The 13,591-nt window shown below is 72.7% G+C and carries 13 protein-coding genes and 2 pseudogenes; 4 read left to right on the top strand and 11 right to left on the bottom strand.

The window, feature by feature from the left end; genetic code table 11:
* Positions 1-27: 27 nt before the first annotated feature.
* The 5 genes from ACEXOX_RS02180 to ACEXOX_RS02160 form a co-directional block, all read right to left on the bottom strand.
* Positions 28-474 (bottom strand): hypothetical protein, encoded by a 447-nt coding sequence (locus tag ACEXOX_RS02180; RefSeq protein WP_406518740.1) that lies wholly within the window; start codon positions 472-474, stop codon positions 28-30.
* 15 nt (positions 475-489) lie between these two features.
* Positions 490-888, bottom strand: coding sequence for a hypothetical protein (locus ACEXOX_RS02175; protein ID WP_406518739.1), 399 nt, complete (start codon positions 886-888; stop codon positions 490-492).
* A 104-nt stretch (positions 889-992) separates the two neighbouring features.
* Positions 993-1,331, bottom strand: coding sequence for an STAS domain-containing protein (locus ACEXOX_RS02170; protein ID WP_406518738.1), 339 nt, complete (start codon positions 1,329-1,331; stop codon positions 993-995).
* Positions 1,328-2,653, bottom strand: a complete 1,326-nt coding sequence (locus ACEXOX_RS02165; RefSeq protein ID WP_406518737.1) for a PP2C family protein-serine/threonine phosphatase — start codon at positions 2,651-2,653, stop codon at positions 1,328-1,330. Before ACEXOX_RS02165 ends, ACEXOX_RS02170 begins: the two co-directional genes overlap by 4 nt.
* The gene (locus ACEXOX_RS02160) at positions 2,650-3,456 is read right to left on the bottom strand and encodes an alpha/beta fold hydrolase (RefSeq protein ID WP_406518736.1); all 807 of its coding nucleotides are present in this window, start codon (positions 3,454-3,456) and stop codon (positions 2,650-2,652) included. Before ACEXOX_RS02160 ends, ACEXOX_RS02165 begins: the two co-directional genes overlap by 4 nt.
* Before the next feature lie 380 nt (positions 3,457-3,836).
* On the opposite strand from ACEXOX_RS02160, the pseudogene ACEXOX_RS02155 reads away from it, so the two are divergent.
* Positions 3,837-4,756, top strand: a pseudogene (locus ACEXOX_RS02155) (SDR family NAD(P)-dependent oxidoreductase).
* 12 nt (positions 4,757-4,768) lie between these two features.
* Here the strand turns inward: ACEXOX_RS02155 and dctA are convergent.
* From dctA to ACEXOX_RS02135, 4 genes and pseudogenes are all read right to left on the bottom strand, one after another.
* Positions 4,769-6,175: a C4-dicarboxylate transporter DctA gene (gene dctA / locus ACEXOX_RS02150; protein WP_406518735.1), complete on the bottom strand. Its 1,407-nt coding sequence runs from the start codon at positions 6,173-6,175 to the stop codon at positions 4,769-4,771.
* A gap of 98 nt (positions 6,176-6,273) precedes the next feature.
* A complete protein-coding gene (locus ACEXOX_RS02145) occupies positions 6,274-7,332 on the bottom strand; it encodes a tartrate dehydrogenase (RefSeq protein ID WP_406518734.1) in 1,059 nt (352 codons plus the stop codon).
* A 99-nt stretch (positions 7,333-7,431) separates the two neighbouring features.
* Positions 7,432-8,316: a LysR family transcriptional regulator gene (locus ACEXOX_RS02140; protein ID WP_406518733.1), complete on the bottom strand. Its 885-nt coding sequence runs from the start codon at positions 8,314-8,316 to the stop codon at positions 7,432-7,434.
* A gap of 179 nt (positions 8,317-8,495) precedes the next feature.
* A pseudogene (locus tag ACEXOX_RS02135) lies at positions 8,496-8,786 on the bottom strand (STAS domain-containing protein); the annotation flags it as partial.
* A 214-nt stretch (positions 8,787-9,000) separates the two neighbouring features.
* Between ACEXOX_RS02135 and ACEXOX_RS02130 the strand changes: the two are divergent.
* The 3 genes from ACEXOX_RS02130 (at position 9,001) to ACEXOX_RS02120 (ending at position 11,425) form a co-directional block, all read left to right on the top strand.
* The gene (locus ACEXOX_RS02130) at positions 9,001-9,525 is read left to right on the top strand and encodes a nucleotidyltransferase domain-containing protein (protein ID WP_406518732.1); all 525 of its coding nucleotides are present in this window, start codon (positions 9,001-9,003) and stop codon (positions 9,523-9,525) included.
* Between the two features lie 206 nt (positions 9,526-9,731).
* Positions 9,732-10,682, top strand: a complete 951-nt coding sequence (locus ACEXOX_RS02125; RefSeq protein WP_406518730.1) for a hypothetical protein — start codon at positions 9,732-9,734, stop codon at positions 10,680-10,682.
* Between the two features lie 227 nt (positions 10,683-10,909).
* Positions 10,910-11,425, top strand: coding sequence for a DUF1360 domain-containing protein (locus tag ACEXOX_RS02120; protein ID WP_406518729.1), 516 nt, complete (start codon positions 10,910-10,912; stop codon positions 11,423-11,425).
* A 15-nt stretch (positions 11,426-11,440) separates the two neighbouring features.
* Here the strand turns inward: ACEXOX_RS02120 and ACEXOX_RS02115 are convergent, their stop codons facing one another.
* Complete coding sequence (locus tag ACEXOX_RS02115) at positions 11,441-11,617, bottom strand: hypothetical protein (protein ID WP_406518728.1); 177 nt, start codon at positions 11,615-11,617, stop codon at positions 11,441-11,443.
* A gap of 354 nt (positions 11,618-11,971) precedes the next feature.
* The gene (locus ACEXOX_RS02110; RefSeq protein ID WP_406518726.1) at positions 11,972-13,591 is read right to left on the bottom strand and encodes an MFS transporter; all 1,620 of its coding nucleotides are present in this window, start codon (positions 13,589-13,591) and stop codon (positions 11,972-11,974) included.

Below are 13,591 nucleotides of genomic sequence, written 5' to 3'. Positions count from 1 at the left end.
CGCCGGCCCGCACCGACGACGATGACATCACGCACGTCCGGCCGCCTCCTTGCGCCCCTGGTAGTAGCCCCAGAAGTCGGCGCGCCCGTCGGCCCGGCCGTCGTAGCCGGTCAGTTCCCAGCCGACGGGCAGGGCCGTGATGTCGCGCCGGCCGGCGTCCCACACGGCCTGCTCGGTGAAGCAGCCGAAGGAGATGATCGCCGGCAGCCCGCTGCCCAGGTACTTCAGCAGCCCGGACACGGAAGCGCGCAGCGGCTGCGGGAGATGGGTGTTCAGCAGGGCGACGAGGTCGGAGTCGGTGTGCTCCAGCAGCTGGAACACGCGGGTCTTGGCGCGGTAGGACAGCCGGGAGAACGGTGACAGGAAGGGTCCGCCGACCGCCGTCGGATCGACCCGCGTGGCGAGGAGGCCGAGGAGCACGGCCACGGCGAGTGACAGCGGAAGTTTCTCGTCGCCGCGCAGCAGCAGACGCAACGCGGCGTCCAGCCGTCACAGCTCCGAAGGCAGGCGCCGCGGCAGCTCGATGCCCGTGTCCGCCGTTGCCGTCGCCAGAGCCATGGCCAGCGGTCGGGCCACCTCCTGCGGGAACGGTACGAACCGGACGAGCGTGGCCGCGACCAGCTCGTCGGCCCCGGCGGCGACCCCGCCCGGCCGTCCGCGCGGGGCGCCCTGCGCACGGGAGTAGGCGTCGTCACCCGGCAGCGAGAAGGCGGCGAGTCCGCGAAAGGCGTCCTGGGCCAGCCGCGCGAGCACCGGCCGCAGCAGGGCGAGCAACTCGTCGACCACCGGCACCGGCGCGCTCCCGGCCGGAGCCGCGCCCTTGGCCAGTCCGGTACCGGCCGCGGCACCGAGCAGCCCCGTACGGGCCAGGAAGACACGCCGGGGCAACGGCACCGGCGACGGCGGGGGCTCGGTGATGGGCGGCTCCGTCCGGTCCAGCGGCCCGCGTCCGGGCCGTCGGCCCTGCACAACGCGGCGGAGGCCCCTCCACGTCAGGGAACGGTGGCCACCTCGCTGTCGGGATGGCAGGTGAAGACCTGGTCGAGGCCGACGTAGCGCAGGACGCGCAGCGTGTTGGCGGGTACGGCGGCCAGGGCGACGTCCGCCTCGGCCGCGATCGCGTGGTGGCGGGCGGCCAGCAGGGCGGTGATGCCGCTGGAGTCGCAGAACTCCATCGCCCGCAGGTCGAGCACCAGGCGCTGGCCCGGCTCCAGCGTGAGGCCGGAGACGACGGAGCGCAGCTCGTCGGCGTGGTCGTAGTCGAGGTCCCCGGCGATCTCCAGTACAGGACCGGTCACGGCGTCTCGGGGAGTTATCTTCAGTGCGCTCATCTCTGGGGTGGGGTCGAAGGGGTGGGGGCGGGGGCGGAGCCGGTGGAGGCGCACGGGTGGGCGCCGGCCGGAACGCCGAGGGCGAGCAGGGCGGTGTCGTCGTCCAGACCGTCACCGAAACCGTCCAGCAGCCCGGTCAGCGCCTGGATCACGGCGTGCGGCGGCGACCCGCTGTGGCCGGTGGCGAACGTGCGCAGGGCGTCGTCCCCGTACAGAGCACGGTCGGGGCCCGTACGGGCCTCGGTGATGCCGTCGGTGTACAGCAGCAGGCTGTCACCCGGCACGAGGGTGGTGGTGGCGGTGGTGAACCGGGGGTCGGGCAGGATGCCGACGAGCAGCCCGCCCGGGGTGGGCAGGAAGTCGCAGGTGCCGTCCGCGCGCAGGACCAGCGCCGGAGGATGGCCGCCCGAGGCGAGCCGTACGGCCACTTCCCCGGTCTCCGGGTCGGGCTCCAGGATGCCGTATATGGCGGTGCAGTAGCGCGGGTCGCCGCCGCTGTAGCGCTCGTGCAGGACCGTGTTCAAGGTGGCCAGGGTGGCCACCGGGTCCGGGTCGTGCAGGGCGGCGGCGCGCAGGGTGTAGCGGGTCAGCGACGTCAGGGCGGCGGCCTTGGGGCCCTTGCCGCTCACGTCCCCGAGGAAGAACGCCCAGCGCTTGCCGTCCAGGGCGAACAGGTCGTAGAAGTCGCCGCCGAGCCGGTCGGGGGAGGCGGTGTGGTAGTACGTGGCCACTTCGAGGCCCGGTATGTCGGGCAGCACCGTGGGCAGCAGGCTCTGCTGGAGGGCGGCCAGCGCCTCCTGCAGCCGCGCGCGGTCCGCCTCCGCCCGCTTGCGGGCCTTCTCCGCCTCCTGCTGCCGCCGCAGCAGTTCCTCCTCGTACGCGCGGCGGTCCCGCGCGTCGAAGAGGGTGGTACGGATCAGCAGCGGCTCGCCCTCGCCGCCGTACTTGACGGTCGAGGAGACCAGGACCGGTATCCGCGGGCCGTCGGCGCGCCTGACCTCCAGCGCGATGCCGTTGATCTCGCCCTGCATCCGCAGCAGCGGGGCGAAGTGCGTCTCGTGGTAGAGCTTGCCGCCCACGGTGAGCAGGTCGGTGAACCGCATCCGCCCTACCACCGCCTCGCGGGCCAGCCCGAGCCAGTCCAGGAGCGTCGCGTTGATCTTCGCGATGGTGCCGTCCATCAGCGTCGAGACATAGCCGCACGGGGCGGAGTCGTAGAGCTCCTCGGCGCTGTCCTCCAGCAGCGCCGCGAACGCGGCGTCCGTGGCGCTGGCGCCACCCGCCCCGTACGGGTCGGGTTCCTCCTGCCCGGCGCGGCTCATGCCCGCAGCCCTGCCAGGAAGCCGGTGATCGCTTCGTTGGTGGCCTCGGGCGCGGACAGGTGCGGGCAGTGGCCGACGGCGTCCAGGGTGACCAGCGTCGAGCCGGGGACCTGGGCGTGCACGTACGCGCCGACCTCGCGCGGGGCGATCACGTCCTGCACGCACTCCAGCACCAGCGTGGGCACCTCGACCGTCTTCAGGTCGTCGCGGGAGTCGGACAGGAAGGTGGTACGGGCGAAGACGCGGGCCATGTCGGGGTCGGTCGCGCAGAAGCTGTTGGTCAGCTCGTCGCCCAGCTCGGGGCGGTCCGGGTTGCCCATGATCACCGGAGCCATGGTGGCCGACCAGCCCAGGTAGTTGGAGTCCAGCGAGGCCAGCAGCTCGTCGATGTCCGCGGCGGTGAAGCCGCCGCGGTAGCCCTCGTCGTCGATGTAGCGCGGGGACGGCGCGACCATCACCAGGGAGCCGATGCGCTCCGGGGCCCGCCGGGCGGCGAGCACGCCGGTCATGGCACTGACCGAGTGCCCGACGAAGGTGGCGTCGCGCAGGTCGAGGGCCTCGGCCACCTCCACCACGTCCCGGGCGTAGCCGTCGAGGGAGGCGTAACGATTCTTCTGGAACGCCGACAGGTCGGAGCGGCCGCAGCCGACGTAGTCGAACAGCACCACCCGGTAGGCATCGGTCAGGGCAGGCACGGTCAGACGCCACATGTTCTGGTCACAGCCGAAGCCGTGCGCCAGCACCACCACCGGCCCCTCCGGGTTACCGGTGACGGTGACGTTGTTCCTGCGCAGGATGTCCATACGGCCCATCCTCGCATCCCTCCGCGACCGGTCCGGAACGCGCCCGGGGGCGGGGCGGCGGCGGGTCGGCGGACACGTGCGGGACACGTGCGGGAGCCGTGTCGGCGGTGTGTCGGTGACGTGTAGGAGGCCGCTGCGATCTTGGTCCACGGGATGGCCCGGCGCCGCAGCGGACGGCCGGGCACCCGCCGCCACGGCGGCCCGCCGCACGCGATCGAGGAGTCATGATGTCTGGCGAAGCCCAGCCCGCAGCCCAGCCCGAAGCCCGGCCCGCAGCCCAGCCCGAAGCCCAGCCCGAAGCCCGGCCCGCAGCCCGGAACTCTGCCCGGTTCTCCGCCCCGCCCCGGCCCCCGCGCCGGTCGCCGGCCCCGCCGTGGGACGTGCACCGGCTGCCGTCCGCCGAGGGTAGAACGTTCCTGGTCACCGGCGGCAACGCGGGCATCGGCTACTTCGTCGCGGAACAGCTCGCCGGAACCGGAGCCACCGTCGTCCTCGGCAGCCGGAACAGCACGAAGGCGGCGGCCGCCGCGGACTCCGTCCGCTCCCGCGTCCCCGGCGCCCGCGTACGCCACATCCCGCTGGACCTGGCCGACCTGTCGTCCCTCGAAGCCGTGCCCGACGCGCTCGCCCTCGGGCACCTCGACGCGGTGGTCCACAACGCCGGGGTGGCGCTCGACGATCCGCCCCGGCGGGTGACCGAGGACGGCCACGAGCTGATGTTCGGGACCAACCACCTCGGTCACGTCGCCCTGACCCGGTGGCTCGCCCCCTGCTCGCGGCCGCGCCGGCCGCACGCGTCGTGACCGTCGGCAGCTTCGCGGCGAAGTCCGAGCGGCTGGACCTGGCCGACCTGCAGTCCGCCGGCGACGACTACCGTCCGAAGCGGACCTACGGCCGGTCGAAGCTGGCGCAGATGTACTTCGGTCTCACCCTCGACCGCCGTCTGCGCGCGACCGGCAGCCCGGTACGCAGCCTGGTGGCCCATCCCGGCGGCGCACTGGATTCCCTCACGCCCTCGCGTCCGCCGGTGCACGTACGGACCTCCGGCGAGCGGCTGCGCGGCCTGCCCGCCGGGCTGCTCGTACAGGGCAAGGACGCCGGCGCCCGGCCTGTCGTACGGGCCGTGCTCGATCCGGAGGCGACGGGCGGCCAGCTGTGGGGCCCGCGGGTCTTCGGACTGCGCGGGGAGCCCCGTAGCGAGCCGGTGTGGGACCACCTGAAGGACACCACCGTCGCGGAACGGCTCTGGGACGTCAGCTGCGAGCTGACCGGCGTGGAGCCGGGACTGGGCTTCGAGTGAGCGGCATGGCCGTCACGGCTTGCGCACAGGGAGGGGCATCCGGTGCCGGGCGGCCCGCTCGGCACACAGGACCTCGTTGACGCGCGCGCTGTCCAGGACGCGCTCCCAGCGGGCGACGACGAGGGTGGCGACGCTGTTGCCGGCGAGGTTCGTCAGGGCACGGCACTCGGACATGAACTTGTCGACACCGAAGATCAGCATGATGCCGGCGGCCGGCACGGTCCCCACGGTCGAGAGGGTGGCGGCCAGGGCGATGAACCCCGCGCCCGTGACACCGCCGGAGCCTTTCGAGGTCAGCAGCATGACGGCGAGCAGGCCGAGCTGCTGACCGAGGCCGAGCGGCGTGTCGGTGGCCTGGGCGATGTAGACGGCGGCCAGCGAGAGATAGATCGAGCTGCCGTCGAGGTTGAACGAGTAGCCGGTGGGGACGGTCAGGCCCACGATGTCACGGCGGATGCCGAGCGCTTCGAGCTTGGCCATCAGCCGGGGGAGGGCGCTCTCGGAGGACGAGGTGCCCAGGACCAGCAGGAACTCCTCGCGCAGGTAGGACAGCAGCCGGAAGACGCTGATCCTCAGCAGCGCGGTGACACCGCCCAGGACCACGACGACGAAGAACAGCGACGTGCCGTAGAAGAGGGCGATGAGGCGGCCGAGGCCGGTGAGGGTGGAGATGCCGTACGTACCGATGGTGTACGCCATCGCGCCGAACGCGCCGACGGGAGCGGCCAGCATGACGTAGTGCAGGATCTTGAACACCACGGCGCTGAGCCGCGCCACACCGTCCACGATCGGCTGCCCGGCCACTCCCACGGTCTTCAGGGCGACACCGAAGAGCACCGAGAAGAAGATGACCTGGAGGATGTTGCCCTCGGCGAAGGCCCCGGTCACGCTGCTGGGCACCAGGTCGGTCAGGAAGTGCCACCAGCTCCGGTCCGACCCGCGTTCCGCGTACCGGGCGGCGTCGCCCGCCAGCCGCAGACCGCCGGGGTCGGCATGCACACCGGCGCCGGGCCGGAAGACGTTGACGGCGAGCAGCCCCAGCAGGAGGGCGAGCAGGGTGCCCGCCTGGAAGTAGGCGAGCGACTTCAGGCCGACGCGGCCCACCCGGCCGAGGCTGTCGACGCCGCCGATCCCGGCCACGACGGTGAGGAAGACGATCGGCGCGATGAGCATCTTGACCGCGGACACGAAGGTGGTGCCGACCGGGCCCAGGGCCGCCCCCGCGGCCGGCCACAGCCAGCCGGTCGCGATGCCGGTGACGATGGCGGTCAGTACCCAGAAGTAAAGCTGTCGGTACCAGGGGTTGGGAGGCGGGGGAGGGGGCGGGGACGGCGAGGCCGGAGCCGGACGGGGGTCCGGGGGCGGATCAGGGATGGAGGTCGGTGGCCCGGCCGGCACGGCGGACTCGGGTGGTGCCATGGCGTATCACCTCGTCGGGGAACGGACACAGCCGGGCGCGGGACCGGTCGGGGAAGGGACGGGACGGCGGCGGGGCGGCCCACCAAGGGGCGGCCGGGTCACAGCAGTTCGAGAAGCGCTTCGGTGAACTCCGAGGTCGTGGCGGTGCCGCCCAGGTCGGGCGTGCGGACGTCCGTCTTGGCCAGGACCGCCCCGATGGCGTCGGTGACGTCCCGGGCCGCGCCGGGGTGTCCGAGGTGGTCGAGCATCAGGGCGGCGGACCAGATCGCCCCCAGCGGATTGGCGACACCGCGCCCCGCGATGTCGGGCGCCGAACCGTGCACCGGCTCGAACATCGAGGGGAACTCGCGTTCCGGGTTGAGGTTGGCGGCCGGCGCGATGCCGATGGACCCGGCCACGGCTGCCGCCAGGTCACTGAGGATGTCGCCGAAGAGGTTGGAGCCCACCACCACGTCGAAGCGGGCCGGTTCCAGTACGAACTTGGCGGCCAGCGCGTCGATGTGCTCCTGGTCCCAGGCCACCCCGGGGTGCGCGGCGCCGCGCTCGGCCACGAGTTCGTCCCAGAAGGGCAGGGTGTGCACGATGCCGTTCGACTTGGTGGCGGAGGTCAGCCTGCCCTGGCGGCTCGCCGCCAGCTCGAAGGCGTAGTCCAGCACCCGCGTCACCCCGGCCCGGGTGAACACCGACTCCTGCACGGCGGCCTCCTCGGGGAGTCCGCGGTTCAGCCGCCCGCCGATCTCGCTGTACTCGCCCTCGACGTTCTCCCGTACGACGACGAAGTCCACCTCGCCGGCCACCGCGCCCCGCACCGGGCTGTCGATCCCCTCGAAGACGCGCACCGGCCGCAGGTTGACGTACTGGCGGAAACCGCGGCGGATGGGGATCAGCAGGCCCCACAGCGAGACGTGGTCCGGTACGTCCGGGCGGCCGACCGCGCCGAGCAGGACGGCGTCCTTGTCGCGCAACTGGTCCAGGCCGTCCGCGGGCATCATCGCGCCCTCCCGCAGATAGCGTTCGCAGGACCAGTCGTCGTACGAGGTGTAGGAGAACACGAGGCCGTGGCGGCGGCCGACGGCGTCGAGCACCTGCTGCGCCGGGGGCAGTACCTCGGTACCGATGCCGTCGCCGGGGATCAGGGCAATGCGGTGGTTCGTCATGGCTCCGATTGCAGCAACGCGGCCTGCCGGCGGTCCAAGACGCAGTTCCGATCTGGCTGATCAGCGGGGCTTATCAGCGGAGATGCCGGGGAGAACGCGTCAGCGTCCGGCCCGGGGCAACGCCGTCGTCACGAAGGCCCGTGCGGCCGGCGACAGTCCTGTACGGCGGCTGACCAGCCCGATGTTCAGCGTGCTCCGCGGCTCGATGTCCAGCACCCGGGCCCCGGCCTGTTCGGCCATGGCCCGCCAGGCCTCCGTCACCACCGCCGACCCCACCCCCGCCAGGACCAGGGGGAGCAGGGCGACCCGGTGCTCGGTCTCGGCGGCGACGACGTACGCGACACCGCGTTCGCGCAGGTCGTCCACGTAGGCGCGCATTCCGGTGCCCCGCTGCCCGACGATCAGCCGCTGTCCCGCCAGTTCCTCGCAGGAAACCTCGCGCCGCCCGGCGAACGGCCCGTCGGGGGAGACCACGAGCACGAAGCGCTGCTCCCCGGCGGGCAGTGACACCACCTCCTTGTCCGGCAACGGGCCCGTGGTGGCCAGCAGTCCGAGTTCGACCGTGCCGGTACGGACCATCTCGACCACGTCGCGGGAGGTGAACGCGGCCTTGATGACGACGGACACGCCCGGGTGGCGGCCGCTGAAGGCGCGGATCATCGTGGTCAGCGGCTCCACCGCCTGGGACGGCATGGCGGCCACGTCCACCCGGCCGGTCCGCAGTTCGTGCACCGCCGCGACACTGGCCCGCGCGGTGGCCAGGCTGCGTACCGCCGCACGGGCCGGTTCGATCAGGGCCCGGCCCGCCTCGGTGAGCACCGCCCGCCGGCCGACGCGGTGGAAGAGCTCGCTGCCCAGGTCGCGTTCCAGCGCCCGGACCGACTGCGACAGCGACGGCTGGGAGACGTACAGGGCCGTGGCGGCCCGGTGGAAGCCGCCCTGGTCGACGATGGCGAGGAAGTACTCCAGCTGCCGGATGTCCATCCGCCGATTCTCGCCCGTACGCCCACCGGGCCCGGACGACGCCTCCCGCTCCCTTTCCTGCCGCCCCGCTCAGTTGCCCTCCGCGGGCCGGGATAAGGCGCTGCTGCGGCCCGGAGCCAGTTCGGTGACCGTCCACGGCCGCCCGGAGGGGGCAGGGACGCCACCGCGGCCTCGACGTCGCGGTGGGCGGGCAGCAGCCAGGCGGTGCCGGTACGGGCGGTCAACTGGCGCGCGGCGGGACCGGCGCCGACGAGCACCACGCCGCCCCCGGTCGAACGCAGCAGCATCGACAGGCGGGCCAGCGCGCCCAGCGCCTCCACGTCCAGATCGCCGGCCGCGGTCACGTCCACCAGGACCGTCGGGGTCGTCGCCCCGAACCGGACAGCCCTGACCAGGCGTGCGGCGGCCGTCGGGGGATGGCCGGTGAGCGCGAGCAAGTGGTAGCGGGAACCCGCGGCAGGCGTGGTCATGGCCGGCCACCTTTCGTCGGAGCGGTTCGGGAAGCGCGCTGCGCGAAGGTCCGGGTTCTCCGGAAACACGCTGTTACGCCCCCGCCGACGTACGCGAAAATCAGTTCCCATCGCGCGGTCGCGCGTTTGTACGCGGCATCGGCGATCCGGGCTCCGGCCCTCCCGGCCCCGCTCCACCCGGGCCCCGCCCCTCCGGCAGACGAGGATGACGAGGATGAAGGGCCTCTACCCTCCCCTCGGGCGATGGGACCCCGCTCCGCTGACCGACGTCGCCGCCAGGTTCTCCCGGGCGGGTTCCCCGTGGTGGGTGGCCGGAGGCTTCGCGATCGGACTCGCGGTGGGCCGGCGCGTCCGGAGTCACGACGACATCGACGTCCTGCTCCTGCGGCGCGACCAGCTCGTGGACCAGCAGGTGCTGGCCGGCTGGCAATGGTGGGCGGCCGATCCGCCGGGCAGTCTGCGCCCGTGGGCCCCGGGCGAGACCCTGCCCTCGGCGTCCACGACATCTGGTGCCGGCCGGGCCCCGCGTCCGCCGGCCGGTCGGCGACCTCGGCGGCATCTCCGCCGACGGGGTGCGGACGTGCAGCTCTTCTACAAGGCGCGTACACCACGGCCCAAGGACGAGCAGGACTTCGACGCGGCGCTGCCCGTCCTCACGGAACGGCAGCGAGGGTGGCTCGCCGACGCGATCACCGATACGTACGGGCCCCCTCCCTGGCTCGGACGTCTGCGGCCTTGACCCGAGCCGTGCGCGATGCCCGGGTGCGGACGCGGGGCTGGGTGCGAGGGGGGCGGCCGGGTGCCGGGAGGGTCTGGGTGGCGGGGGTCTGCCCAGGTCGGACCGGAATGTCAGACCTATGCATTACTGTGCGTTGCGTAGATAACAGGAATGACCCGGGTGGCGTAGTGGGAGCACTGCCCCGGGTGGAGCAACAGGGGTGGGACGTGCAGAAGCACATCGCGCGGCGCGTGGGAGTGACGCTGGCGGCCGTGGCCGTGACGGCGAGCCTGACGAGCTGCCAGGACGGCGGGGACAAGACCAAGGCGGCCCAGGGCGCCGAGCAGAAGGCCGAGCAGGGGTCGGGGACGAGCGCGCCGGTGCAGGCGCTCACGGCGGCGTACAAGAAGACGGCGGCGGCGAAGACCGCGAAGGTCTCGATGACCATGACGGTGCCCGCGTCGTTGAAGAGCGCCGGCGAGACGCGGGTGACCGGCGTTATGGGCTGGCACCCGCTGGCCATGGACGTGACGGTGACCCAGAGCGAGCCCGGCGCGTCGGCCGCCGACGCCGGGAAGAACCACGTGATCTGGGCCGACGACGCCATCTACACGGACCTGCGCACCGGTATGGGCGCGCAGATCGACGGTTACGGCGACAAGAAGTGGGCCAAGATCGACCTGAAGGCAGCCGCGGCGGAGGCGGGCGGCAAGGCCGCCCAGCAGATGGCCGCCGGCCTCCAGGACATGCAGCAGGACCCGTCCCAGCAGCTCGCCATGCTGCTCAACTCCCGGGACATCAAGGACCTCGGTCCCGCCGAGGTGGACGGCCGGAAGGTGGAACACTACCGGGGCTCGCTGACGGTCCAGGAGGCCATCAAGGGCCGGAAGACCACGGAACTCCTGACGCCCGCCGAGCGCGAGAAGCTGGTCGCGAACATGGAGAAGACCGGCATCAAGGGGTACGACTACGACGTCTGGGTCGACGGTGACCAGTACCCGGTGAAGATGGACTCGCAGATCAAGACGCTGCAGGGCACGATGCGCGTCACCTCGACCTACTCCGACTACGGCACCGCGGCGACGGTGAAGGCTCCGCCCGCCGGCGAGACGGCCGACCTGCTGAAGATGCTCAAGGAGCTGGCGGCGCAGGCGAAGGGGGCTAACGGCACCGCCTGACGTGCGCCCGCGCCGGGCCGGGGACGCGGGGGCCGTTCAAGGGGCGCCACGTCCCGGCCCCCGTGGGCCCGGCGGGCGGATGCCGCGGGCTTCCGGTCAGCAGAAGCATCCGCTTCCGGTCAGCCGGGGAACCCGGTGACCCGTTCGGTCGTATCTCGGTCTCATCGGCGTGCACCGGGCGGTTCCGGGGGTACCGGTTCAGCCCCGGTGTCGTCGTAGGAGGCAGCATGGCAGTCAACCCGCTCCCGGAAGAAAGCGGGCCGGGCGGTTCGGCGGCGGAAGCGGAGGAGGTGCCCCTGCGGGGCTATGCCGTGCTGACCGGGACCTATGTGACGGCCACGGCCCTGTTCGCGCTGGGTTTCCGGAGGTCCGGACGGAAGCTGCCCGCCCGTGTGCCCCCGTTCGACGTGCTGCTGCTGGGGGCGGCGACGTACAAGGCGTCGCGGCTGCTGGCCAAGGACAAGATCACCAGCCTGGTGCGGGCGCCGTTCACCCGGCGTACGGGAACGGCCAGCGCCAGCGAGGTCATGGAAGAGCCCCGCGGCCACGGCCTGCGCCTGGCCACCGGCGAACTGCTCGCCTGCCCCTTCTGCCTCGCCGCCTGGGTCGGCACCTCGCTGGTCTGCGGTTACGCCGTCGCCCCGCGGGCCACCCGGCTGGCCGCCTGCGGACTGGGCGCCATCACGCTCTCGGACTGGCTGCAGTACGCATGGAGCATCACGCAGGAGCGGGCCGAGGGCTGACGTACTGTCCGGGAGTCAGAGTGTCGGCGGCTCCAGGGCATACGTGGTACCGCAAGCGCCGCAGGCGAAACGGCCGTTGAGGCCGTCGTTCGCGCTCTGGCACTCCGGGCAGGTGGCGGAGGTGAAGTACACCGACAGCGGTTCGCCGGCACCCACACTTTCCTCCGTCGGGACACCATGGTTCTCTGTCATCCGGATGCTCCGCAGTTGCATGAGGATCTGCCGTCGGGCCCTTGGATGACCTGGGCGCCGTACTGGCTGTGACACATGATGCCCTCCCCCGGCCCCCGAAGTCCATGACTCCCCCAAGCACAGAGTGCGCCTACAAAAACATCACAAAACCCCCTAGGAACGGTTACGTCGGGGCCTTGGACGCGCGGAACCGGCGCACGGAGCGCGTACCGGAGCACGGGGCATCATCCGGGGGCGCAGAAATCATCCACGGCGCACCCCGCCACTGATCAGCCGCCCCAGCAGCCGCCGCGCGGCCGGGCCCCGGACGCAGCCCCGCTCCACCGGCGTGGCCTCACGCCACCCGCGGCGCTCTCACCTCTCGGCAACGGTCGCCGTCGCCGGGCCGTCTCCTGGAGCGTTCGTGTGCTTCGGGAGCAGCAGCATCAGCGCCGCCGCCACGACGTAGCACGCGATCTGCCACGGCAGGACGGAGGAGAACGCGTCTCCGTATGCCGTGAGCGGGGGAGAGCCCGCGGCGGAGGCCGTGTCCAGCGCGGTGAAGAACCCCACGCCCAAGGCGGCCACGCCGATCGCGTTGCCGATCTGGCCGACGGTGGTGAGCACCCCGCCGGCGGCCCCGGCATCCCGTGCGGGCACTCCCGCGAGGACGACGTTGACCAGTGAGGGCGAGGTGAGACCCAGCCCGAGCCCACCGATGAACAGCGGCACCGCCAGCTGCCCGTACGAAGGGGCGGCCCCGCCGCCTACGACGAGCAGCAGGAGGAGCTGCGAGACGGCGAGGACGAGCGAACCGGTGACGAGCAGCAGTCGGCCGGCGCGGGCGGCCAGTTGAACACCCACTCCGGACGTGAGGGTCGAGCCGATCGCGTACGGGAGGATCACCATCCCGGCTTCCAGGGCCGAGCGTCCGGTGCCGTACTGGAGGTAGAGCGACAGCAGCAGGAAGAACGAGCCGATGGCGCCGAAGAACAGCGCGGAGGCGGCCAGCCCACTGCTGAAGGCCCGTACCCGCAGCAGTCCCGGATCGAGGACCGGCTGGTCACCGCGCGCGACCAGGCGGCGTTCCCTCCTGAGGAACAGTGCCGTGACCGGTACCGACAGGGCCAGGAGAGCGAAGCCCCACCAGGGCCAGCCCGCGTCGTGCCCCTGGACCAGAGGCAGGAGGACGCACACCGCGGCCGCCGCGGCGAGCGCCGCGCCGGGCAGGTCCAGCCGGGACCGCCCGGCCACGTCCGACCCGGGCAGGAACCGTATGCCGAGTACGAGGCCGACGGCCGCGACCGGGATGTTCACCCAGAAGACCGTCCGCCAGCCCAGACCGAACACGTCCGCGTCGACGAGCAGGCCGCCGAGCAGCGGACCCGCCACCGAGGCGAGCCCGAGCACCGCACCGTACGCGCCGAACGCCCGCGCCCGGGCGGCCGGCCCGAAGGACGACCGGATGATGCCGAACACCTGGGGGACCATCAGCCCGCCCGCCAGCCCCTGGCCGACCCGGGTGGCGACGAGGACCGCCGGATCCGGCGCGAGCGCGCAGGCCGCCGAGGCCACCGCGAACGCCGCCAGCCCGGTCAGGAAGACACGCCGCCGTCCGAACTGGTCGCCGACGCGCCCACCGGTGATCAGCCCGGCGCCGAGCGCGAGGGTGTACCCGGCGACCGTCCACTGGAGCGCGGCCTCACCGGCCCCGAGCCCGTCGGCGATCGCCGGGGCGGCGACCGTGACGATCGTCGCGTCGAGAAGCTCCATGAACGAGGCGACGAGCACCACGACGAGGGCGATCGCCGCGGAGGAGCCGGAGACGGCGGGGACCTGCGACCCGGGCTCGGAGCCTGTCCCTGGTGCTGCCTCAGGCGCTGTGTCCAGCCCTGTACCCGGCCCTGTACCTGCCTCTGTCTCCGGCTCCGGCGCCGTCTGATCTGCCGGTACGGCGGCCGCCGTACCGCCGCCCGTGGGGGAAGAAGTGGTCAT

It is taken from the genome of Streptomyces sp. Ac-502 (assembly GCF_045222935.1).
Taxonomy (GTDB): Bacteria; Actinomycetota; Actinomycetes; order Streptomycetales; family Streptomycetaceae; genus Streptomyces; species Streptomyces monomycini.
This window is presented reverse-complemented; position numbering and strand designations above follow the sequence as displayed.

Bases quoted from the DNA above. Each gene is read 5' to 3' on its own strand.
- ACEXOX_RS02110 (WP_406518726.1), bottom strand. From the start codon at position 13,591: ATGACCACTTCTTCCCCCACGGGCGGCGGTACGGCGGCCGCCGTACCG.
- ACEXOX_RS02170 (WP_406518738.1), bottom strand. From the start codon at position 1,331: ATGAGCGCACTGAAGATAACTCCCCGAGACGCCGTGACCGGTCCTGTA.
- ACEXOX_RS02130 (WP_406518732.1), top strand. From the start codon at position 9,001: ATGAAGGGCCTCTACCCTCCCCTCGGGCGATGGGACCCCGCTCCGCTG.
- ACEXOX_RS02140 (WP_406518733.1), bottom strand. From the start codon at position 8,316: ATGGACATCCGGCAGCTGGAGTACTTCCTCGCCATCGTCGACCAGGGC.
- ACEXOX_RS02115 (WP_406518728.1), bottom strand. From the start codon at position 11,617: ATGACAGAGAACCATGGTGTCCCGACGGAGGAAAGTGTGGGTGCCGGC.
- ACEXOX_RS02120 (WP_406518729.1), top strand. From the start codon at position 10,910: ATGGCAGTCAACCCGCTCCCGGAAGAAAGCGGGCCGGGCGGTTCGGCG.
- dctA (WP_406518735.1), bottom strand. From the start codon at position 6,175: ATGGCACCACCCGAGTCCGCCGTGCCGGCCGGGCCACCGACCTCCATC.
- ACEXOX_RS02160 (WP_406518736.1), bottom strand. From the start codon at position 3,456: ATGGACATCCTGCGCAGGAACAACGTCACCGTCACCGGTAACCCGGAG.
- ACEXOX_RS02165 (WP_406518737.1), bottom strand. From the start codon at position 2,653: ATGAGCCGCGCCGGGCAGGAGGAACCCGACCCGTACGGGGCGGGTGGC.
- ACEXOX_RS02145 (WP_406518734.1), bottom strand. From the start codon at position 7,332: ATGACGAACCACCGCATTGCCCTGATCCCCGGCGACGGCATCGGTACC.